We start from the raw sequence: 18,744 nt of genomic DNA, 5'->3' as shown, positions 1-18,744 counted from the left end.
TCAACCCTTCACCGCACCGGCGGTCATGCCGGACACCACGTACTTCTGCACCAACAGATAGAAGGCGACGGCGGGCAGCGTGAACAGGAAGGCGACAGCCATCACCGTCTGGATCGGCGTACCCAGTTCGCCGATGAAGTTCGCGATTCCGACGGAGGCGGGCTGCAGATCGGGGTTGAAGATGAACGTCACCGCGAACACGTACTCGTTCCAGGCGTGGAAGAAGGCGATGACAGCGGTGGCCGCGATCGACGGCGCGATGAGCGGCACGTTGATCCGGGTCAGGGTGGTGAAGGGCCGGGCGCCGTCGGCGCGCGCGGCCTCCTCCAGCTCCTTCGGGATGCCGTCGATGGCGCCCTTGAGGATCAGCGCGACGATCGGCAGGACGAAGGCGGAGTTCACCAGGACGAGGCCGGTCAGCGAGTCGAGCAGTTCGAAGCGGCGGAACAGCGCGAACAGCGGGACGACCATGAGCGCCTCGGGGAGCATCTGCGTGAACAGCAGCACGACGGTCAGCACGGCCTTGCCCCAGAACGAGAACCGGGACAGCGCGTAGCCGAGCGGTATGCCCAGGCCGACGGAGAGAACCATCGTGCCGACGGCGATGATCAGGCTGTTCAGCAGCCACCCGGCCGCCTTGCCCTCGGCGAGCGCGTCCACGAAGACCCCGAACTGGCCGAGGTCGGGTGTGAGCCGGGGCTGATCGGCGAAGAGGTCGCTGTTGCTGGACAGCGCAGTGACAAACATCCAGTACAGCGGGAACACCGCGACGCCCAGCACGACGAGCACGGCGACGATCCGTGCGGTGACACCGAATCGGAAGCGCCTCATCGGACGTCCCCCTTCTCCACGGCACGGGCGACCAGGCGGCTGCCAATGATGACGATGAGCGAGATGACGACGCCGACCATTCCGATGGCCGCCGCCGATCCGAGTTCCTTCGAGTCGAACGCCTGCGAGTAGAGGTCGATGACGAGCGTCTCGGTGGCACCGACCGGTCCGCCCTTGGTCATCAGCCAGATCAGCTCGAACCGCCGCAGCGACCAGATCGTCATCAGCAGGGCCAGCAGGCCCACGGTCGGCTTGATGACCTGCCAGGTGACCGCGCGGAAGGTGGCCCATCGTCCGGCGCCGTCCACTGTCGCGGCCTCGTTGAGGTCCTGCGGAACGGACTGCAGGGCGGAGAGCAGCACCACGGAGGTGAACGGGAACAGCTGCCAGATGGTCGTGGCGAGCACCGCCGGGAGCGCGTAGCGCGAGCTGTCCAGGATGGCGCCACCCGGGACGCCGAGCCCGACCGCGTCGAGGAACCGGTTCACGATGCCGTACTGCGCGTTGAGCATCCAGGTGGCGATGAGCGCGACCGCGATGCCCGGTGCGGCCCAGGGGACGGTCACCAGCGCCCGTGCCACGCCCCGGCCGCGGAATTTCTTGTTGAGCAGGAGCGCGACGGCGAGCCCGGCGCCGATCGCGACGACCACACAGGTGATCACGTAGACGACTGTGATCAGCAGGGTGCGGTGGAATTCGGGGTCGCCGAAGATCCGGTTGAAGTTGTCGAGCCCGACCCACTCGCTGCGGGTGGGGTTGAGCAGCCTCGTCCTGGTGAAGCTGAGGTACACCTCCTGAATGAGGGGTACCACCTGGAAGACGAGGATGAACAGGGCGGCGGGTGCCAGGAACAGGTAGGGCGTCCACTTGCTACCCAGCGGGCTGGGCCGACGCCGGGGCCGGCCTGGGGTTGTTGTCTTCGGTGCTCCGGTCTGCTCGACCACAGTCATCGGGTTCGATCCTTCTGGGGGAAGGACGCTGCCGGCGCACGGATCGTTGCGCCGGCAGCGTCGCCTTGTCGAGCGGTCAGCGGACCAGTTCGCTCGCCTGCTGCTGGGCGCGATCCAGTGCCGACTTGAGATCGGCCTTGCCCTGCAGCGCCGCGACCACGTTTTGCACGACCACCTTGCGGATGTCCGGCGTCTTGGCCTCGAACCCCAGCACGATCTGCGGCAGGCTGGTCTCGGTGAGTCCGTCGAAGACGGGGAGGAACGGGGTCGCCTTGAGCGCCTCCGCGCTGCGCTGCGTGGTGGTGGCCACGCTGCTCGCACCGAGGATCTCCTGCAGCTTGACCTGGTTCTGCGGCTCCAGCGCCCACTTGATGAAGGTGCCGGCCTCGTCCTTGCCCTCGCTCGCCTCGTTGATGACGATCGGTGCGAGGATCGCGCCCTGCTTGCGAACGGGGAACGGGATGGGCGCGACGTTGAAGTTCAGCTTGGCGTTCTGGCCGCGGGTGGCGGTCACGTAGCCGCCGTTGTTGAGCTCCATTCCGACCTTGCCCTCGGCGAACATCCGCCGGAACGTGGCCGCGTCCGCGCCGCGCGGGATCACGTTCGCGTCGTACAGGTCCTTGAACGCCTGCAGGCCCTTGAGGTTCTCCGGCGAGTTGATCGTCAGGTTCTTGCCGTCGGACCACGCCCCGCCGAAGCCGTAGACGTAGTTGAAGATGTCCTGCCAGACACCGGCCTCCTCGGCCTCCGTCTGACGGAACGCCAGGCCGAAGACGTCACCCTTGGTCAGCGACTTCGCGGTGGAGGTGAACTGCTCGTAGGTGGTCGGCGGCGTCGGGATCAGGTCCGCGTTGTAGAACATCGCGTAGTTCGACGCCTCGAAGATGACGCCGTGCCGGACACCGTCGTGGACCATGAACTGGTCCGGCTGCTTGAGCAGGTCGTACTTGCCGGCGTCGATCACCTTGTCCAGCGGCGCGACGAGGCCGGCGTCAGAGGCCGCCTCGAACTCGGGCATGTCGAAGCGGATCAGGTCGGGGCCCTTGCCGCTGCCCATCTGCGTGAGCACGGTCTGGCCGAAGGTCGGGTACGGCACCGCGGCGGCGGACACCTGGACCTTGGTCTGGCTCTGGTTGAACTCGTCGAGCCACTTCGTCAACAGGGGCCCGCGACCCGGGTCGCCGAAGGTCGAGGCGGCGAAGGTCAGTTTGGTGACGCCGCCGCCGGAATCGCCGTCCGACCCGCAACCGGTCAGGAGGGTGGCGACCAAGCCGAGGGCACATGTCGCCCTGGCGATGCCGAAATGAGCGCGCTTATTACCCATCGTTACTCCACTGTTACGTATTGGCATCGAACCGATTAAATTGCAACGATCGTAGCGCCATGCGCAACGGTGTCAAGAGGCGATTGCGCATGGCGTCATCTACATTGCATAATGTGCAATGACTGCGACGGCGCTTTCCGTCGCGCGAGGGGAGACACAGCCTTGGCGCAATCAATCCGTCGCGCGATCGACCTCATCCGTCGATCCGCGGAGCACCCGCTGTCCCTTACGGAGGCTGCGGACGTGCTCGGCGTCCACAAGTCCACAGCCCTGCGCATCCTGCAGACACTGGAGTCCGCGCGCTTCGTCCGCCGCACCGGCGCGGGCACCTACGTGCTCGGCAGCGGCCTGATCGAGTTGTCCGAGCTCGCGCTCGGCTCGATGGACCTCCGCCAGCCCGCGGCCGCACACCTGCGTGCGCTGCAACGCGCGACCGGCCACACCGTACACCTGGCGCAACTGACCGGCGACGAGATCATCTATATCGACAAGGTGGACAGCCCGGCGTTCGACGCCGTCAAGCTGCCCTCGCGGGTGGGACGCGCGGTGTCCATCTACGCGAGCGCCGTGGGCAAGACGATCCTGGCCTACCTTCCCCGGCAGGAACGCGACCGTCTTCTCTCCCACGTCGTCTTCGAGAAATTCACCGACACCACCTTCACCGACCACGACGCCCTGGAAGCCGAACTTGCCCGCATCCACGACTGCGGCTGGGCCGTGGACAACGGCGAGCACGACGCGTACGTGATGTGCGTGGCCGCGCCGGTCAGGGATTCGCGGGGGCAGGTCATCGCCGCCGCCTCGATCACGGCGATCGAGGTCATCGCAAGCCTCGACCAGCTCAAGAGCAACCTTCCGCTGCTCCTGGAGACCGCCGACAAGATCTCGTACGAGCTCGGCTACGCGCCGCCCACCTCGGCGAGCCCGGACGGTGAGGCGCTCCGCCACCTGAGCGCGCACGCCCCGGGCGATCACCGCGTTTTCGGCGCCGACCCGCCGGTGATGCGGTGATGCTCGTCGGTCTCCATGTCGATGAATGCCTGGATCATGCCCCGGTAGATCCGCTCGATCAGATCCGGGTCCGCGCCGGCCTCGCTGGCCAACGTGCGGACCCGGGCCACCACCTGCGCCACCCGGTCCGGCGCACGGACCGCCTGGCCGTCGCTCTTGAGCGGGGCGGCCTGCCGGACCAGGGCCTCCCGCCGGGCGAGCAGGCCGACCAGTTCCCGATCCAGTACGTCGATCCCAGCGCGGATCTCGGTCAACGTCGCCGCAGTCTCTGCCACGCCGAAATCGTCGCACGAACTCGACGTACTGCGAGCCCTGCCGAACCCAAGCACCTGCTACCAGGGGTAGGCACCGCACGGTGAGGCAGCCGGTACGGGTCGAGGCAACCCGGTGTCAGCGGCCGACGTCGCTGCCGTTGGCGGCGCCGGCGCGAAGGCCCTGATCGATGAAGTTGATCAGCCAGGTGAAGCTCTCGTCGACGGACGCGTCGATCTGGAACCCACCGGCCGCCTCCAGGGTGGCGAAGCCGTGCAGGACGCTGCGCAGCGTCCGCATGGCGTGGATCTCCTGGGCGGGATCCAGGTCGTACCCGCTCAGCATGGCCGCCCAGGAGGCGAGCACCCGCTCGCTGGCCGGGATGAACGGGTCGTCGGGGCCGGTCGGGCGGGTGGCGTTGGCGGCCGCGTACCGGCCGGGGTGTTCCCGCACGTACGTCCGCATCGCCTGGGCGCCCGCGGCGAGGGCATTGCTGCCGGACCGGCCCTGAATGGCGTCGCGGATGACATCGCCGGCCTCGGTCATGGCCAGGACGGCGATCCGGTGCGCCAGTTCGGCCTGGCTGGTGACGTGCTTGTAGAGCGAGGGGGTCCTGACCCCGAGCCGTTCGGCGAGCAGACCCATGCTGAGGTTGTCGAAGCCGACCTCGTCGACGAGCGCGGCTGCGGCTTCGGTGACAGATGCCGGGGTGAGCCGGGCCTTAGGCATTGGTGAGCGTCCGGGCGAGGAAGGGCAGGGCCAGGCCGAGGACCTCGTCGGGCGTCTGGGCGTGCGGGTAGTGGCCCGCGCCCTCGATGACTGCCAGCTCACCGAGCCCTCGCGGCAGGTCGGCGATGATGCGTTCGCCCTCGGCCCGCGGGTCGGCCCAGTCGGGGTCGGCGCTGCCCTGGATCACCAGGACCGGGCAGGTGACGTTGGACAGTTGCCGACCGGCGTCGGCCGGGGTGGTCTTGGCCATGGCCTGGAGGACCTTCATCCGACCGGGCTCACTCATCTTGGCCTCGATGCGCGCCAGCTCGCTGTGCCAGTCGGCGGGCTTGGTGGGGATGGCCACGTCGAGGTACTTCTTCCAGCTCGCCAGGCTGCCCCGCAGGAGTACCTGCGCCAATTGGAGGTAGCCGGCCCGGAAGCGCTTCACCCGCACCAACCCGCCGAGGTCGAAGGACTGTGCGCGGGTGAACGGCGCCAGCTCGATGACGCCGGTGATCAGGTCGGGCGCGGTGGCGGCCGCGATGGTCGCGGCACCGCCGCTGATCGACTGGCCGATGAGCACGGCCGGACCGCCCAGGTGGCGCGCGACGGCGACGAGATCACCCGAGATGTCGGTGCGGCTGTAGCCGCCCCAGCCGAGGCTGGAGTCGCCGCAGCCACGGATGTCGACGTTGGCGACCCGGTATCCGGCCGCGGCCAGGGCCGGAGCGACGAACCGGTACGAGTGCCGGCTGTCGCCCATCCCGTGTGCCAGGACGACCAGTGGGCCCTGCCCGGTGACCTCGTAGGCGATGGTGTTGCCGGCAATGTCCAGGTATTCGGTCATGACGCCCCTCCACTGAAGCTAACGCGATTAGCTAGAGGCTAACCGCATTAGCCGCAGAGGGCAAACGCCGGTCGCCGCTACTTCCCTCCACCCAGGCCGAGCTGGGGATAGAGGGCGTCGGGGGCGGCGACCGCTCCGGGCGGCCGAGCGACAGTGACTGTCGTACCGAAGTCGCTGTAGCGCAGGGACGCGTTCGGCAGCCCGCCGGCCTCCGGCATCAGGAAGCTGACCAGCCGACCCTCGGTGTCCAGCGATGCCCGGAACGCGTGCCTGCGCGCGCTGTCCGGAAAGACGCCACCGGGACCGGGGCGGAAGCTGATCCCGTTACCGGCGGCAATCCGGGTCGCGTCGATCGTCCCGGAGATCTCCGGGCCGTCCGCTCGTGCCGTGACGATCGCGTCGATGAGGCGGCCGGAGCCGCCGGAGTCGTTCTTGCCCGGCGCGAAGCTGAGGCCGAAGTCCGACGGCACCCGGGCCGGGTCGAGGACCATCCATCCGTCGCCGACACCGCGGAACAGACTGGTCTTCATGTAGACCTCGTCGTCGATCATCCGGATCTCGATGGCCCCACCCGGCGCCGCAACCTTGGCGGTCAGACGCTTGTGGACGTTGTCGGTGTGCGACAGCGACGTGACCTGGCTGGCGATGTCGACGTCGCTGCGATAACTCGTCTGATTGACGAACGCCGTCCCCCCACGCAGCAGACCGATCGCCTCGGCCGTCGTGGTGGCATCGGCATCGGCATCGGCATCGGCGCTGGTGGCCGACACCGGGGCGGATTCAGGTTTGGGTTCGCTCTTCGTCGGCGCGCCAACCGAGCAACCCAGCAGGAGCAGGCCCGCAGAAATGCCGGCCATTGTGGCTCGACGTGTCATGGCCATCACGGTAGGCCGCCTCAGCAAGGTCTGGTGACCCATATAGTGCCGAGATGCAAACGGACACGGTACGGCAGGCTTACGGGTCGGTCGCGGAGCTCTACATCGAGCTGTTCGGCACGAGCCAGCAGGTGGACGCCGACGACCTCGCCCTCATCGAACGACACCTGGGTGACCTGCCCGGCCGGGTGCTCGATCTGGGGTGCGGGCCTGGCCACCTCACCGGCCACCTTCGTGAGCTGGGCGTCGACGTGATGGGGATCGACCTGGTCCCCGCGTTCATCGCGCATGCACGGGCGTCCCACCCGGGCGTCGAGTTCCACATCGGTTCGATGGAACGCCTCGACGTGGCGGAGGACTCCATCGACGGCATCCTGGCCTGGTACTCGTTGATTCATCTTCCGCCGCCGGAGTTCGACGGCATGCTCAAGGAGTTCCGGCGGGTGCTGGTCCCGGCCGGGCGGTTGGTCCTGGGCGTCTTCGACGCCGAAGAGGTAGGTGCCTTCGACCACAAGGTCCTGACCGCCTACCGCTGGCCGGTCGACGAGGTCTCCGAACGACTCGGCCGAGCCGGTTTCCGGGAGGTGGAACGTCTCCGGCGGCCCGGCACCGACGAGCATCGGCTGCTTGCCGCCATCGCGGCGATCGCGGTGTGAGACCGCCGAGGGCCGGCCCCCCAAAGGGAGACCGACCCTCGCCCAGCTGAGCACCCGCGTCGACGCGGGCGTGCGTTACGGTGCCAGAGCGCTCAGGCGCTGAGCTTCCCGGCGATCTTGACGACCCGCTCGGCCATGTGGTCGAGGGCAGCGAACTGGGCATCGTCCAGCGGGGCGTCGTTGCTTCCGCCGGTGACGTGCGAGACGCCGTACGGGTTGCCGTCGGCGAACTTCAGCGGGTCGGTGTAGCCCGGGGCGACGACCAGACCGCCGAAGTGGTGGATGGTGTTGTAGAGCGCCAGAAGGGTCGACTCCTGGCCGCCGTGCGCGGTCATGGAGGCGGTGAAGCCGGCGTACACCTTGTTGGCGAGCTGGCCCTGCGCCCACTGCGGACCGAGGGTGTCGAGGAACTGCTTGAGCTGGCTGGCGACGTTGCCGTAGCGGGTGGGCGTGCCGAACAACACAGCGTCCGCCCAGACGACGTCGTCGGCGGTCGCCTTCGGCTCGTTCTTCGTGGCGTCGAAGTGCTGGCTCCAGGCGGCGTTGGAGGCGATGGCCTCGGCCGGGGCGAGCTCCGGAACCTGACGCAGCCGCACCTCGGCGCCCGCCTTCTCGCCGGCCTCGGCGAGGCGCTTGGCCATGGCGTGGAGGGTTCCGGTGGACGAGTAGTAGATGACGGAGAGCTTGGTCATCGGAGGCATCCTTTCCCAAAGTAGTTGCCGCTGATAAATTTGCGGCCGCAACAATCTCGACTGTAGCAGCCACCTCGTGGCACCCCAACGTCCTGACCATGCCCACCTGCGTGACGGAGCACACCAGGAGACGGGCGCGGCCGCGGCCGTCCAGCCGATGAGGCGGAATGGTTCGGGCCCCTACGATGAGGCGATGGACCCCGCCGGGGCGCCAGCGGCGGCGCGGTACCAACTGCTCGGACCGGTCGAGGTGCGGTCGGCCTGCGGGGAACGGCTGGTCCTCGGCACACCGATGCAGGTGCGCCTCCTGGCCGTGCTGATGTCACAGCCGGGCACCGGGTGGTCCATCGACCACCTCGTCGACGAGCTGTGGCAGGGGCGCCCACCGAAGACGGCAGCCGGCAACGTGAAGACCTATGTCTGGGCGTTGCGCCGGGCGCTGCGCTCCCCCGGCTTCCCCGACCCCGCCATCCTCGCCGGGCCCACCGGCTACCGCCTCGCCCTGGACGGGCTGACGGTGGACAGCGTGGCCTTCGACGACCTGGCCCAGCGCGGGTATTCCGCGCTGCGGCAGGGTCACTGGTCAGCCGCCCAGGAGTCGTTCGAGGCCGCGTTGGCGCTCTGGCGTGGGGAGCCGTTCGCGGGCCTCCCCGGCTGGGGGGTGTTGCTCTCCGTCCGAGCGCGGCTCCAGGAGCAGCGGTCGAGCCTGGCGGAAGAGGTCGCGGACCTCCAGCTGCGCGCCGGACGGCATCACGAGCTGATCGAACCGCTGCGGAGCCAGATCGACGACGATCCGCTGCGCGAGCGCCCATGGGGGCAACTGATGGTGGCCCTGGCGCGGACCGGCCGGCGTGCCGACGCGCTCGCGACGTACCGGCAGCTCCGTCACCTCCTCGCCGAGGAGGTGGGAGTCGAGCCCGGCCCCGATCTCCAACACCTGCACACCCGCATCCTGCGAGCGGAGCGGGAGCTGTTGACATCCGATCAGCGGCCATCGGAAAGAGTCGCGCCGCGAATCGCCCCCCGGCAGCTGCCGGCCCCACCGACGTTGTTCACCGGCCGGGCCGCGGAGCTGGCCCGGCTCACCACGCTGCTGCTCGGTGACTCCCGCTCGGCCAGCACCGTCGTCGTCACCGGTACGGGCGGCGTCGGAAAGAGTTGGCTGGCGCTGCGCTGGGCGCACGACAACCTGCATCACTTCCCCGACGGGCAGCTCCACGTCGACCTGGGTGGATTCGGCACCGCGACGCAGGAGGCGTCCCCCTCGGCCGTCGTCGTACGCTCGCTCCTGCCCGCCCTGGGTGTGAAACCCCTGGAAATCCCCGCGGAGCCGGCGGCCCAGTTCGCCCTGTACCGCAGCCTGACCGCGGACCGACAGCTGCTCGTGCTGCTCGACAACGCCCGCGACGCGGAACAGGTGCGGCCGCTGCTTCCGGGGTCGACCCGCTGCGGTGTGCTCGTGACGAGTCGCCACACCCTGCCCGGCCTGGTCGCCACCGATGGCGCCCATCCCCTCGCGCTGGACCTGCCCAGCGACGACGAAGCGCGCCAACTGCTCGTTCGCCGACTGGGTGCGCAACGGGCCGCCGCCCAGCCGGCAGCGGTGGACGAGCTGATCAGACGTACTGCGCGGTTGCCCCTGGCCCTGTCCATCGTGGCCGCGCGGGCCGCCGCCCGGCCCGCGTTTCCGCTCCAGGCCATCGCCGACGATCTCGCGGCGAGCCGGGGCGGGCTCGCCGCCCTGGCCACCGACGATGCCGCCACCGACGTGCGCACCGTGCTCTCCTGGTCGTACCGACTGCTCAGCACGGACGCGGCCCGACTGTTCCGGCAGATCAGCCTGCACCCCGCCGCCGACGTCAGCGCGGCGGCAGCAGCCAGCCTCGCCGGGGCCCCGCCGCACCTGATCCGGCCGGCGCTCGACGAGTTGACCCGCGCGAACCTGCTGGCCGAGCAGTCCCCCAACCGCTTCCGCTGTCACGATCTGCTCCGCGCCTACGGGGAGGAGCTGACATACGCGCTCGACTGCCCGGCCGACCGTAGCGCCGTCCGCAGGCGCGTGCTCGACCACTACCTGCGTGTCGCCCGTGACGCGGCGAGGCTGGTCGACGCTGGTTGGCAGCCGCTCGATCCGCCGCCCCTGCCGGCCGACGCGTCACCGTCGGCGTTCGCCGACCACCGGGCCGCGCTGGCCTGGTTCACCATCGAACAGCGGGTGCTGCTGGCCGCCGTCGACGACGCGGTCGCGCACCGTTCGGACGCCCACGCCGGGCACCTCGCCCAGGCCCTCACTCCCCTGCTCAGCCGGCTCTCGCAGTGGCACGACCTGGCCGCCGTACAGGCCATCGCGGTCACGGTCGCGCAGCGCCGCGGTGATCCACGGGCCGAGGCGCTGGCCCACCGGGACCTCGCGCTGGCCCACATCCAGCACCGCCGGTTCGGTGCGGCCCACCATCACCTCCGGCGCGCAATGGCACGGTACGACCAGGCCGGCGACCTCCCGGGGCAGGCCAGCGCACACCTGCACCTCGCCTGGCTCTCCGACATCGAGGGCGACGCCGGGGCGGCACTTCCTCATGCCAGGCAGGCACTGGCGTTGGCCAGCAGCACCGACGACCGGCTCGGCGAGGCCGCGGCGCTCAACGCTCTCGGCTGGAGCCACGCGCGGCTGGACGAGCACGCCCGCGCCATCACCTACTGCGAGCAGGCGCTGGCGCTCTACGAGAAGGGCGAGGACCGGCTCGGCGCGGCCCACACCTGGGACAGTCTCGGATTCGCCTATCACGGCCTCGGGAAGCATCCGACCGCGGCAGACTGCTACCGGCGCGCTCTGGCGCTCTATTCCGACGTCCAGGACCCGTGCGGAAGGGCGGACACACTCGTCCGCCTCGGCGACACCCATCAGGCGGTGGGCGACCACGACACCTCGGTCGACCTGTGGCGACAGGCGTTGGCGATCCTCGACCGGGTCGGTCATCCGCAGGCCACGATGCTGTCCGAGCGGCTTGAGGCGTACCGATGATCGCCCTGCGCCGAGCGTCTGCGGACCGGCATGGATCCGACGTGGACCGGGCGTCGGCAGGCTGGACGAATGTTGACCACGAAGAGAACCACCTTCCGGCATCCCCGCGGGGTCGCCCGTCGACGCCGACGGCTCCTCGGTAGCCTTTCGGCCGTCGTCGCGGTCCTCGTCGCCCTCTCGCTCAACGCCCCACCGTCGCTCGCGGGCACCACGCCGACGGCCGGTGGCACCGGGCCCGTCGCCACAGACACCACCGGCGGTTGGAACGGTCGGATCGACTGGCAGGCGTGCCCGGAACAGCCCGACGATCCTGGTACGCGGTGCGGCGCCCTGCGCCTGCCGGTCGACTGGGCCCGACCGGGCGGGGAGACCTTCCCGCTGGCCCTGGCCCGGCGACCCGCCACCGATCCGGCCGCCCGCATCGGTGTTCTGGTCTTCAACCCCGGCGGGCCCGGCCTGTCCGGGGTGGACGTGGCGTTGACGGCCGCCAGTCAGCTCGGGCCGGACGTGTTACGCCGCTTCGACATCGTCGGCTTCGACCCCCGGGGCACGGTCCGTAGCGCACCGGTGCGCTGCTCATCGGAGCTGCTGGGTCAGCATCCCTCCCTGACGCCAGCCAACGCGGCGGAGTTCGAGCGACTCCGTACCTACAACCGCCAGTTGCGCGACGACTGCCGCGCCCACAGTGGCCCACTGTTCGACCACCTGGACAGTGTGAGCGTCGCGCGCGATACCGACGCCATCCGGGCCGCGCTCGGTGAGCGACAGCTGAGCTTCTATCAGTGGTCCTACGGCACACTGATCGGGCAGTCCTACGCCGAGCTGTTTCCCGACCGTGTCCGCGCACTGGTCATGGACAGCGTGATGGACCACAGCCAGGGGGTCAGGGAATACTTCCGCAGCGGGGCGGCCAGTAACGAGGCGCTGTTCCACGAGTTCGTGACCTGGTGCGAGCGGAACCCTGGTTGCGCGCTGCACGGACGTGACGTGCCGGCACTCTACGACCAACTGATGCGCCGCGCCGATGCGGGCACGCTGCTCGACGCGGCCACCGGCACCCCGCTGACCTGGTTCGAGCTTGGGTTCGCGACCTTCGTCAACTTCTTCGACGCGACCTGGGCCGATCTCGCGAACATGCTGCTCGCGCTGGAGCGGGGCGAGCCCGCCTCACTCGCGTCCCCGATGGTGCCGGTCGACGGCGACAAGGACCTGACCGAGTACGCGTTACCGGCGTTCTGCCAGGACTGGTCGCTGCCGGTCGACGGGTTCGCCGACTGGAACCGGTATCTCGACCTGTCCCGCGCCGCGGCACCGCACCTGCGGGCCTCCCCGTTGGCCGTCCGCTTCGGCGCGATCTGCCTGGGCTGGACGGCGACCAACCCACAACATCAGCTGCGGGTACGGACGAGCGCGCCGCTGCTGGTGCTCAACGGGCGGTACGACCCGGCCACCCCGTACGACGGGGCTCAGCAGGTGGTGCGCCAGCTCGGCAGCCGGGGCCACCTCGTCACCTACGAGGGGTCGGGCCACGCCAGCTACCCACGGACCGAGTGCACCCGTCGTCAGGTGGGAGCGGTACCTCATCACCAGAACCACACCGCCGACCGGAGCGAGCTGCCCGGCCGCCCCGGTCTGACGGGTCGACATCGTCACGGTGACGCCCCAGCTCACGGTAGGTAGTGCGACCCACCCCGACGGCGTGTCGGTCAGGTCCCCTACCCGGTGGCTGGGGCGTCGCCACCGCAACCGTTTCAGGTCAGGAGCCGTCGGACGGCTCGGCCGGCTGCTGCCCCGGCCAGAACGGCCACTCCTCGAATGAGCGGCACCGTCCGTCGTCGGCGAACCGCATGACCCACAGGTCGCGGTACTCCTGGTCGACCGGGTCGCCGTAGCGGACCTCCTGGCGCGACACGGCGGTGTCACCCTCGACCGCGACGATCTCCGTGGTCAGTTGGAACACCTCGTCGGGGCCCTTGCGCTGCTTCTCCCACATCCGAGCGATGGCCGGCAGGCCGACGACGGGCGTCCAGTACGGCCCCTGCTGATAGCTCGCGTCCTCGGTGAAGAGCGTAACCAACGCGTCCGTGCCCGGGGTCCGCCAGAGCCGCTCGTAGGTGGCAAGCCAATCCTCGACGTGCTTCCTGTCCATGGCTCTCACCCTGCCATCCGAGCGGCGGTCAGCTGGGAAAACCCGCAGGCCGCGGGTGGCGCACCCGTCGAGGCGCTGGCCGGCCTCGGCCCTGGACACCCTTGACATCGAAAGGGGTATCCAGCCACACTCCCGATGCTAATTCGATTTAGCTGCCATCGAAGCCCTCAACTCCAGCACCGGACCAGACCGCGACGAGCGACCACCACAAAGGAGTCTTCGCGCATGAGGGAAACGACCGGAAGACGCAGGCTCCGGCTTGCGATCTCGATTCTCACGTTCACGGCACTCGGTGCGGGGGCCATCGTCCCCGCGCCGGCTGCCGCCGCCGGCAGGCCCGCGCCCGCGCCGGGTGCGACGGTCAAGGCGGACCGCAAGTCACCGACCGGATACACAGTCACGTTCGTCTACCGCAATCCCCACGCCACCCAGGTCCGGCTCGCCGGGGACCTGACCCTGCTCGACGTCGACACCGGCACCACGCGCTACCAGCCGGAAGAGTGGCAGCCGGGGCGCTACCACGCGGGCGGCACCGAGTTCCTCCGGGACATGACCCGGGACCCGAAGGGGAACTGGTCGGTTTCGGTCCCGCTGCACGCCGGAGGTCTCAGCTACTGGTACCGCGTCTGGGACCCGACCCAGGGCTGGGAGAACAAGCGCATCTGGGACCCCGCCTCGACGAACCCTCGGCCGCCAGGCGAGTCCTCGTTCCGGGTCAGGAACAACGACGTCCTCGATGCCGTCCACGTGCCGTACGCCAAGAAGCAGAACGACCCGGGGCTCAAGGCGCGTGCGGACTACGAGTTGCCGGTGGCCGACCGCGCGAAGCGGGGAACCGTCAAGTACATCCCGTACACCACGATCCTGGGCGACAGCGGCCACTACCTCGGCGTCTACCTGCCGGCCAACTACGACGCCAACCGCGCGGAGCCGTACAAGGTCGCGTACCTCGCCCACGGCATCTTCGGCGACGAGACCGACTTCATGGTCCCCGCGAACGTCCCGAACATCCTGGACAACATGACGGCCAGGGGCGAGATCGAGCCGACGGTGGTCGTCACCATGGGCAACCACTTCACGGGCACCAGCCTCGGCTTCGCGTCCTACAACCAGACCAACGCGGCCAACAACCTGGTCCAGACGATCCTGCCCCTCATCGAGAGCAGCTACAACGTCTCGACCGAGCGCTCCGGGCGGGCCTACGCCGGGTTCTCGTACGGTGGAATGACGGGCGGCGTCGTCATCAGGAACTACCCGACCACCTTCGCGTTCTACGGACACTTCTCCGGCAACCCGTCGCTCACCACCCAGGACTACGACACCATCGCGAACGCGGTCGGGGACGACGACCTCACCGTCTTCCTCGGCAACGGCGTCTTCGAGGGCAACCTCAACGCCCAGAACGCCATCGCGGACAACTTCCGGGCCCGGGGGTACGCCGCCGCGACGACCCAGGTCCCCGGCGCGCACGACGGAATGACGGCCGGGCAGCTGTTCACGATCTTCGCCCGGGACCACCTGTGGTCGGGGGTCGACTCCGTGTCGGTGACGCCCGCGACGGTGAACCTGACGAAGGGCTGGAACTGGAACAGGCAGTTCACCGCTCAGGTGACGACCAACGCAGGCGTGAGCCCAGCGGTGACGTGGTCGGTCCGGGGAGCGACCTCCACCGGCACCACCATCTCCGCGAATGGTCTGCTCTCGGTCGCCGCCACGGAGACCGCGTCGTCGCTCGCCGTCGTGGCGACCTCGGTGGTCGATCCGACCAAGTCACGCTCGGCCCAGGTCACCCTGACGCCTCCGGGCACGGCACGGGTCGCGGTGAAGGCGAAGGCGGCGCCCGCCTCGGTCGTCCGGGGTGACACGTTCACGCTGACCGTCGACGTGCGGGCACAGTCTCCGCACCGGAAGGCTCCGCAGGTGACCGGCGACGTCGCCGTCACCTTCGGCGGTGCCACCCAGGTGGTTCCGCTCCGCGCCGGCGCGGCCGTCGTCACGCTGCCGACCGACGGGCTGCCCGCAGGGGTGCACCCGGTGCACGTCGCCTACTCCGGTGACCCGGTGCACGCTCCCACCGCAGCGGTCCACCAGCAGCTGCGGGTTCGTTAACCAGCCGACCGGGTGGGCCGGCGACCGCTCGTCGTCGGCCCACCGTCAGCTGCCCGCCCCGGACCGTCAGCTCACGCCCCGGACCGCCTCGATGATCGTCTCGGCGACCTCGCCCGGCCGGGCCACCGCCATCGCGTGTGAGCCGCCGACGATCTCGCGCTGCCCCCGGGGGTTGGCCCGCTCGGCCATGAAGCGGTGTACCTCGACGGGAATGTTCTTGTCGGCGTCCCCGAACACGAACCAGCTGGCCAGCGATCGCCAGGCGGGATCGCCGGTGAGCTTGCCGCCCAGGCCCTCTTCGGTGATCGGCCGCTGGGTCCGGGCCATCAGCGCGGCCATGTCGTTCGACGCGTCCGCGCAGAACTGCGCGTGGTACTGGTTTTGGCCGATCGCCACCTCGTTCCCACCGCTCGACACCGGGTACTGCACCAGCGTGTCGGCGAGGGTGCTGCCGGGGAACTTCGCGGACAGCGCCAGCGCCGACTCGCCGGTGTCCGGGGCGAAGGCGTTGACGTACACGAGGGCCCGCACCGAGGTGTCGCCGGCTGCGGCCTGCGTGATCACCATGCCGCCGTACGAGTGGCCGACCAGGATGACCGGGCCGCCGATCCCGCGGACGACATCTCGCACGTACTCGGCGTCGCCCGCGACGCTGCGCAGCGGGTTCGCGACGGCCACCGAGTTGTACGCCGAACCCAGCCGCTCAAGCACACCGTTCCAGCTCGCCGACTCGGCGAACGCGCCGTGCACGAGCACGAGCGTGGGCTGTGGATCAGGCATGATAGGTGCCCCCTCACTCCGTGAAGCTGTTCACCGCGGTCGCACTGGTACGCCTGGATACCCGTTACGCGAGTGTGAAACGTCCGGCCCCGATGTGGCAGGAGGCTGCGATGGATACGACGACGGTGACCGACGTGATGGCCGAGCTGGCCGGGTTGGAGGACCCGAAGGCACGTGAGGTGAACGCCAGGCACGGTGACGATCATGGTGTGAACCTCGGCGCGCTTCGGGCGCTCGCGAAGCGGCTGAAGACGCAGCACGATCTCGCCCGCCAGCTCTGGGCGACTGGTGACGTCTCGGCGCGGCTGCTGGCAATCCTGATCTGCCGTCCCCGGGCGTTCGAGCGGGACGAGGTGGACGTCATGTTGCGCGAGGCGCGCACCCCGAAGGTGCACGACTGGCTGGTGAACTACGTGGTGAAGAAGAGCCCGCACTCCGAAGAGCTGCGGCTGGCCTGGTTCGCCGACCCGGATCCCGTGGTCGCGAGTGCCGGCTGGGCGCTGACCACCGAGCGCGTGACGAAGAAGCCTGAGAGTCTCGACCTCCCGCGACTGCTCGATGTGATCGAGACCGAGATGAAGGACGCGCCGGATCGCCTCCAGTGGGCGATGAACCACTGCCTGGCGCAGATCGGCATCGAGCACGCCGAGCACCGCACCCGGGCGATCGACATCGGCGAACGCCTCGAGGTGCTCAAGGACTACCCCACCTCCCCCGGCTGTACGTCTCCGTTCGCGCCCACCTGGATCAGCGAGATGGTGCGCCGAGCGCGATAGGCAGCGAATGCCGGTCGATCCCGCATCGGCGGGGTCGACGGCGTCTCCCGTGCACCCCTATAGTGAGTTCCATTATGAGACTTACTGCATTCTGGCGGTGGTGGGTCGCCGGCACGACCAGCCAACTCGGCTCGGCGGTCGGCACGCTGGCCCTACCGCTGACCGCGTTGACCGTGCTCCACGCGTCGGCCTTCGAGATGGGTCTGATCACGGCGGCGAGCTATCTGGCGTACCTTCTGATCAGTTTGCCGGCGGGCGTGATCGTGCAGCGCCTGCCGCTGCGCGGCATGCAGGTCGCCCTGGATCTGGTCCGGGCGCTCGCCATCGCGTCGGTCCCGCTGGCCTGGTGGTTCGACATGCTGACGGTGGCCCAACTGATCGCGGTCGCCCTGGTGGTGAGCTTCGCCAACGTGCTGTTCGACGTGGCGAACCAGACCTTCCTGCCGGAGATCGTGCCGGCCGCGCAGTTGCAGGCCCGCAACAGCCTCACCTCCGGCACGCACGCCGCCACTTCGCTGGGCGGGCCATCCCTGGGCGGTCTCGCGGTGCAGTTGCTGGGCGCCGTGCCGACGCTGTTCGTGGACGCCGTCAGCTACCTGCTCTCCGCCACGTTGCTGCGCACCCTGCCGGCCCGGCGGGTGCAGCGACCGGCCGAGCGGCCGCCTATGACCACGATGATCCGCGAGGGCTGGCACTTCGTGATCCGGCACCCGATCATCAGACCGGCCATGTGGGACGCCACCGCGACGAACTTCGTCAACGGTGGCATGCTCGCCCTGTTCCCGTTCTACCTGGTGCGTGAGCTGCACGCACCGCCGCTCATGGTCGGGCTGTTGATCGCCGCCGACGGCCTCGGCGCGCTCATCGGCGCGGCGTTGACGACCCGCTTCACCGATCGGTTCGGCACCGCACGCGGCCTGATCATCGCGGCCTCCGTCGGTGTGGCCGGCGCGCTCATCATCCCGCTGGGCACCGGCACCGCCGCGTTCGTGGCCTTCGCCGTCGGAAACCTCATCTTCGCAAGCTCCAACGTGGTGCTCAGCGTGACCACCCGCACCTACCGGATGCTCGCCAGCCCACCGGAACTGCTGTCCCGGGTGATCGCCACGGTCAAGTTCGTCTCCTGGGGTGCCATCCCGGTCGGCGGCCTGCTCGCCGGCGTCCTGGCCGGGCCACTCGGTGCCCGTACCACCCTGCTGATCTTCGGGGCGCTCACCGTGCTGTCCCCGATCATCTACCTGTCGACGCCGATCCGCCGGCTGCGTGACCTGCCACTCGACCCCACGCCGACACCCACCGAAGCTCGGGTGTGACCCGGCCGGGCGCGCTCCCGGTCTGTCCACATCGCTCGGTCGAGACATCGACGGGAGGTGTAGCCCGCGATCTGCCGGGGCAAGAACCCTCGCATGGAGGGACCGGCGGGGTGCGAGGGCCGACTGCTCGGTCAGCGGCACCGGGCCGGTGAGCCGGACCGGGCAAAGCTGGCGACACCGCTGCCGGCGGCCTCCCTCTGATGCGGCTGAGGCACAGCCTCCCCCCGGTGGCGCTCGGCGCGGTGGCGCTCGGCGCGGCTCTGGGTGCCGACCCCGCCCACGCCGACACCCCATCGCCGTCGCGGCTCCCGCTGGTGGGGGTCACCACCTCGACGGAGGCCACCAAGGTTTCGGTGGCCGACGTGGTCACGGTGCGGCCGACCGTCCCCCTTCCCCTGCCGACCGCAGTCGTCCCCCTGCCCGTGCCCCTACCGTCGACGGACCCG

Annotated in this window: 18 protein-coding genes; 8 read left to right on the top strand and 10 right to left on the bottom strand. The window is 69.6% G+C overall.

From position 1 onward, the window contains the following. The 3 genes from DLJ58_RS15445 to DLJ58_RS15435 all read right to left on the bottom strand — a co-directional run bounded on the left by DLJ58_RS15445 (position 1) and on the right by DLJ58_RS15435 (position 3,105). The gene (locus tag DLJ58_RS15445; RefSeq protein ID WP_091399805.1) at positions 1–831 is read right to left on the bottom strand and encodes a carbohydrate ABC transporter permease; all 831 of its coding nucleotides are present in this window, start codon (positions 829–831) and stop codon (positions 1–3) included. Next, the gene (locus DLJ58_RS15440) at positions 828–1,781 is read right to left on the bottom strand and encodes a carbohydrate ABC transporter permease (RefSeq protein ID WP_124857043.1); all 954 of its coding nucleotides are present in this window, start codon (positions 1,779–1,781) and stop codon (positions 828–830) included. The genes DLJ58_RS15445 and DLJ58_RS15440 overlap by 4 nt, the downstream gene beginning before the upstream one ends. Before the next feature lie 76 nt (positions 1,782–1,857). Continuing rightward, on the bottom strand, positions 1,858–3,105 hold the full coding sequence (locus DLJ58_RS15435) for an ABC transporter substrate-binding protein (RefSeq protein WP_158629595.1): 1,248 nt from the start codon (positions 3,103–3,105) through the stop codon (positions 1,858–1,860). A gap of 111 nt (positions 3,106–3,216) precedes the next feature. On the opposite strand from DLJ58_RS15435, the gene DLJ58_RS15430 reads away from it, so the two are divergent. Continuing rightward, positions 3,217–4,116 (top strand): IclR family transcriptional regulator, encoded by a 900-nt coding sequence (locus DLJ58_RS15430; RefSeq protein WP_124857039.1) that lies wholly within the window; start codon positions 3,217–3,219, stop codon positions 4,114–4,116. On the opposite strand, the gene DLJ58_RS15425 is transcribed toward DLJ58_RS15430, so the two are convergent. The 4 genes from DLJ58_RS15425 to DLJ58_RS15410 form a co-directional block, all read right to left on the bottom strand. Next, entirely contained in the window at positions 4,077–4,391 is a 315-nt protein-coding gene (locus DLJ58_RS15425; RefSeq protein ID WP_124857037.1) for a chorismate mutase, read from the bottom strand. The genes DLJ58_RS15430 and DLJ58_RS15425 overlap by 40 nt on opposite strands. A gap of 115 nt (positions 4,392–4,506) precedes the next feature. Then, a complete protein-coding gene (locus DLJ58_RS15420; RefSeq protein WP_124857035.1) occupies positions 4,507–5,097 on the bottom strand; it encodes a TetR/AcrR family transcriptional regulator in 591 nt (196 codons plus the stop codon). Beyond that, positions 5,090–5,926 (bottom strand): alpha/beta fold hydrolase, encoded by an 837-nt coding sequence (locus tag DLJ58_RS15415; RefSeq protein WP_124857033.1) that lies wholly within the window; start codon positions 5,924–5,926, stop codon positions 5,090–5,092. Before DLJ58_RS15415 ends, DLJ58_RS15420 begins: the two co-directional genes overlap by 8 nt. A gap of 77 nt (positions 5,927–6,003) precedes the next feature. Then, on the bottom strand, positions 6,004–6,801 hold the full coding sequence (locus DLJ58_RS15410) for a hypothetical protein (RefSeq protein ID WP_124857031.1): 798 nt from the start codon (positions 6,799–6,801) through the stop codon (positions 6,004–6,006). A 53-nt stretch (positions 6,802–6,854) separates the two neighbouring features. Between DLJ58_RS15410 and DLJ58_RS15405 the strand changes: the two genes are divergently transcribed. Beyond that, a complete protein-coding gene (locus DLJ58_RS15405; protein ID WP_124857029.1) occupies positions 6,855–7,457 on the top strand; it encodes a class I SAM-dependent methyltransferase in 603 nt (200 codons plus the stop codon). Positions 7,458–7,549: 92 nt separating this feature from the next. Here DLJ58_RS15405 and wrbA read toward each other — a convergent pair whose 3' ends face one another. Continuing rightward, a complete protein-coding gene (wrbA, locus tag DLJ58_RS15400; RefSeq protein WP_124857027.1) occupies positions 7,550–8,158 on the bottom strand; it encodes an NAD(P)H:quinone oxidoreductase in 609 nt (202 codons plus the stop codon). Positions 8,159–8,342: 184 nt separating this feature from the next. On the opposite strand from wrbA, the gene DLJ58_RS15395 reads away from it, so the two are divergent. Then, positions 8,343–11,171, top strand: a complete 2,829-nt coding sequence (locus DLJ58_RS15395) for an AfsR/SARP family transcriptional regulator (RefSeq protein ID WP_158629594.1) — start codon at positions 8,343–8,345, stop codon at positions 11,169–11,171. A gap of 69 nt (positions 11,172–11,240) precedes the next feature. Continuing rightward, positions 11,241–12,851, top strand: a complete 1,611-nt coding sequence (locus DLJ58_RS15390; RefSeq protein WP_158629593.1) for an alpha/beta fold hydrolase — start codon at positions 11,241–11,243, stop codon at positions 12,849–12,851. A 76-nt stretch (positions 12,852–12,927) separates the two neighbouring features. Here the strand turns inward: DLJ58_RS15390 and DLJ58_RS15385 are convergent, their stop codons facing one another. After that, complete coding sequence (locus DLJ58_RS15385; protein WP_112588689.1) at positions 12,928–13,320, bottom strand: YybH family protein; 393 nt, start codon at positions 13,318–13,320, stop codon at positions 12,928–12,930. Between the two features lie 225 nt (positions 13,321–13,545). Here DLJ58_RS15385 and DLJ58_RS15380 point away from each other — a divergent pair, with 225 nt between their 5' ends. Next, entirely contained in the window at positions 13,546–15,429 is a 1,884-nt protein-coding gene (locus tag DLJ58_RS15380) for an alpha/beta hydrolase-fold protein (protein ID WP_158629592.1), read from the top strand. Between the two features lie 66 nt (positions 15,430–15,495). Here the strand turns inward: DLJ58_RS15380 and DLJ58_RS15375 are convergent, their stop codons facing one another. Further along, positions 15,496–16,209, bottom strand: coding sequence for an alpha/beta fold hydrolase (locus DLJ58_RS15375; RefSeq protein WP_124857019.1), 714 nt, complete (start codon positions 16,207–16,209; stop codon positions 15,496–15,498). Positions 16,210–16,319: 110 nt separating this feature from the next. Between DLJ58_RS15375 and DLJ58_RS15370 the strand changes: the two genes are divergently transcribed. The 3 genes from DLJ58_RS15370 to DLJ58_RS15360 all read left to right on the top strand — a co-directional run. Beyond that, positions 16,320–16,985 (top strand): DNA alkylation repair protein, encoded by a 666-nt coding sequence (locus DLJ58_RS15370; protein ID WP_208741114.1) that lies wholly within the window; start codon positions 16,320–16,322, stop codon positions 16,983–16,985. A 74-nt stretch (positions 16,986–17,059) separates the two neighbouring features. Further along, positions 17,060–18,298 carry an MFS transporter gene (locus DLJ58_RS15365; RefSeq protein WP_124857017.1) on the top strand — a complete coding sequence of 413 codons (1,239 nt, stop codon included), beginning with the start codon at positions 17,060–17,062 and terminating at the stop codon, positions 18,296–18,298. A gap of 227 nt (positions 18,299–18,525) precedes the next feature. Beyond that, the coding region (locus DLJ58_RS15360; protein WP_208741112.1) for a hypothetical protein at positions 18,526–18,744 on the top strand (219 nt) is incomplete at its 3' end.

It is taken from the genome of Micromonospora arida, assembly GCF_003857035.1.
In the GTDB taxonomy this organism is placed as follows: domain Bacteria; phylum Actinomycetota; class Actinomycetes; order Mycobacteriales; family Micromonosporaceae; genus Micromonospora; species Micromonospora arida.
This window is presented reverse-complemented; position numbering and strand designations above follow the sequence as displayed.

What these genes read in the sequence shown, in the direction of transcription:
- DLJ58_RS15420 (WP_124857035.1), bottom strand. Translation starts at nt 5,097, where the DNA reads ATGCCTAAGGCCCGGCTCACCCCGGCATCTGTCACCGAAGCCGCAGCC.
- wrbA (WP_124857027.1), bottom strand. Translation starts at nt 8,158, where the DNA reads ATGCCTCCGATGACCAAGCTCTCCGTCATCTACTACTCGTCCACCGGA.
- DLJ58_RS15445 (WP_091399805.1), bottom strand. Translation starts at nt 831, where the DNA reads ATGAGGCGCTTCCGATTCGGTGTCACCGCACGGATCGTCGCCGTGCTC.
- DLJ58_RS15410 (WP_124857031.1), bottom strand. Translation starts at nt 6,801, where the DNA reads ATGACACGTCGAGCCACAATGGCCGGCATTTCTGCGGGCCTGCTCCTG.
- DLJ58_RS15395 (WP_158629594.1), top strand. Translation starts at nt 8,343, where the DNA reads ATGGACCCCGCCGGGGCGCCAGCGGCGGCGCGGTACCAACTGCTCGGA.
- DLJ58_RS15415 (WP_124857033.1), bottom strand. Translation starts at nt 5,926, where the DNA reads ATGACCGAATACCTGGACATTGCCGGCAACACCATCGCCTACGAGGTC.
- DLJ58_RS15365 (WP_124857017.1), top strand. Translation starts at nt 17,060, where the DNA reads ATGAGACTTACTGCATTCTGGCGGTGGTGGGTCGCCGGCACGACCAGC.
- DLJ58_RS15435 (WP_158629595.1), bottom strand. Translation starts at nt 3,105, where the DNA reads ATGGGTAATAAGCGCGCTCATTTCGGCATCGCCAGGGCGACATGTGCC.
- DLJ58_RS15380 (WP_158629592.1), top strand. Translation starts at nt 13,546, where the DNA reads ATGAGGGAAACGACCGGAAGACGCAGGCTCCGGCTTGCGATCTCGATT.
- DLJ58_RS15385 (WP_112588689.1), bottom strand. Translation starts at nt 13,320, where the DNA reads ATGGACAGGAAGCACGTCGAGGATTGGCTTGCCACCTACGAGCGGCTC.
- DLJ58_RS15405 (WP_124857029.1), top strand. Translation starts at nt 6,855, where the DNA reads ATGCAAACGGACACGGTACGGCAGGCTTACGGGTCGGTCGCGGAGCTC.
- DLJ58_RS15430 (WP_124857039.1), top strand. Translation starts at nt 3,217, where the DNA reads ATGTGCAATGACTGCGACGGCGCTTTCCGTCGCGCGAGGGGAGACACA.
- DLJ58_RS15375 (WP_124857019.1), bottom strand. Translation starts at nt 16,209, where the DNA reads ATGCCTGATCCACAGCCCACGCTCGTGCTCGTGCACGGCGCGTTCGCC.
- DLJ58_RS15390 (WP_158629593.1), top strand. Translation starts at nt 11,241, where the DNA reads ATGTTGACCACGAAGAGAACCACCTTCCGGCATCCCCGCGGGGTCGCC.
- DLJ58_RS15370 (WP_208741114.1), top strand. Translation starts at nt 16,320, where the DNA reads ATGGATACGACGACGGTGACCGACGTGATGGCCGAGCTGGCCGGGTTG.
- DLJ58_RS15440 (WP_124857043.1), bottom strand. Translation starts at nt 1,781, where the DNA reads ATGACTGTGGTCGAGCAGACCGGAGCACCGAAGACAACAACCCCAGGC.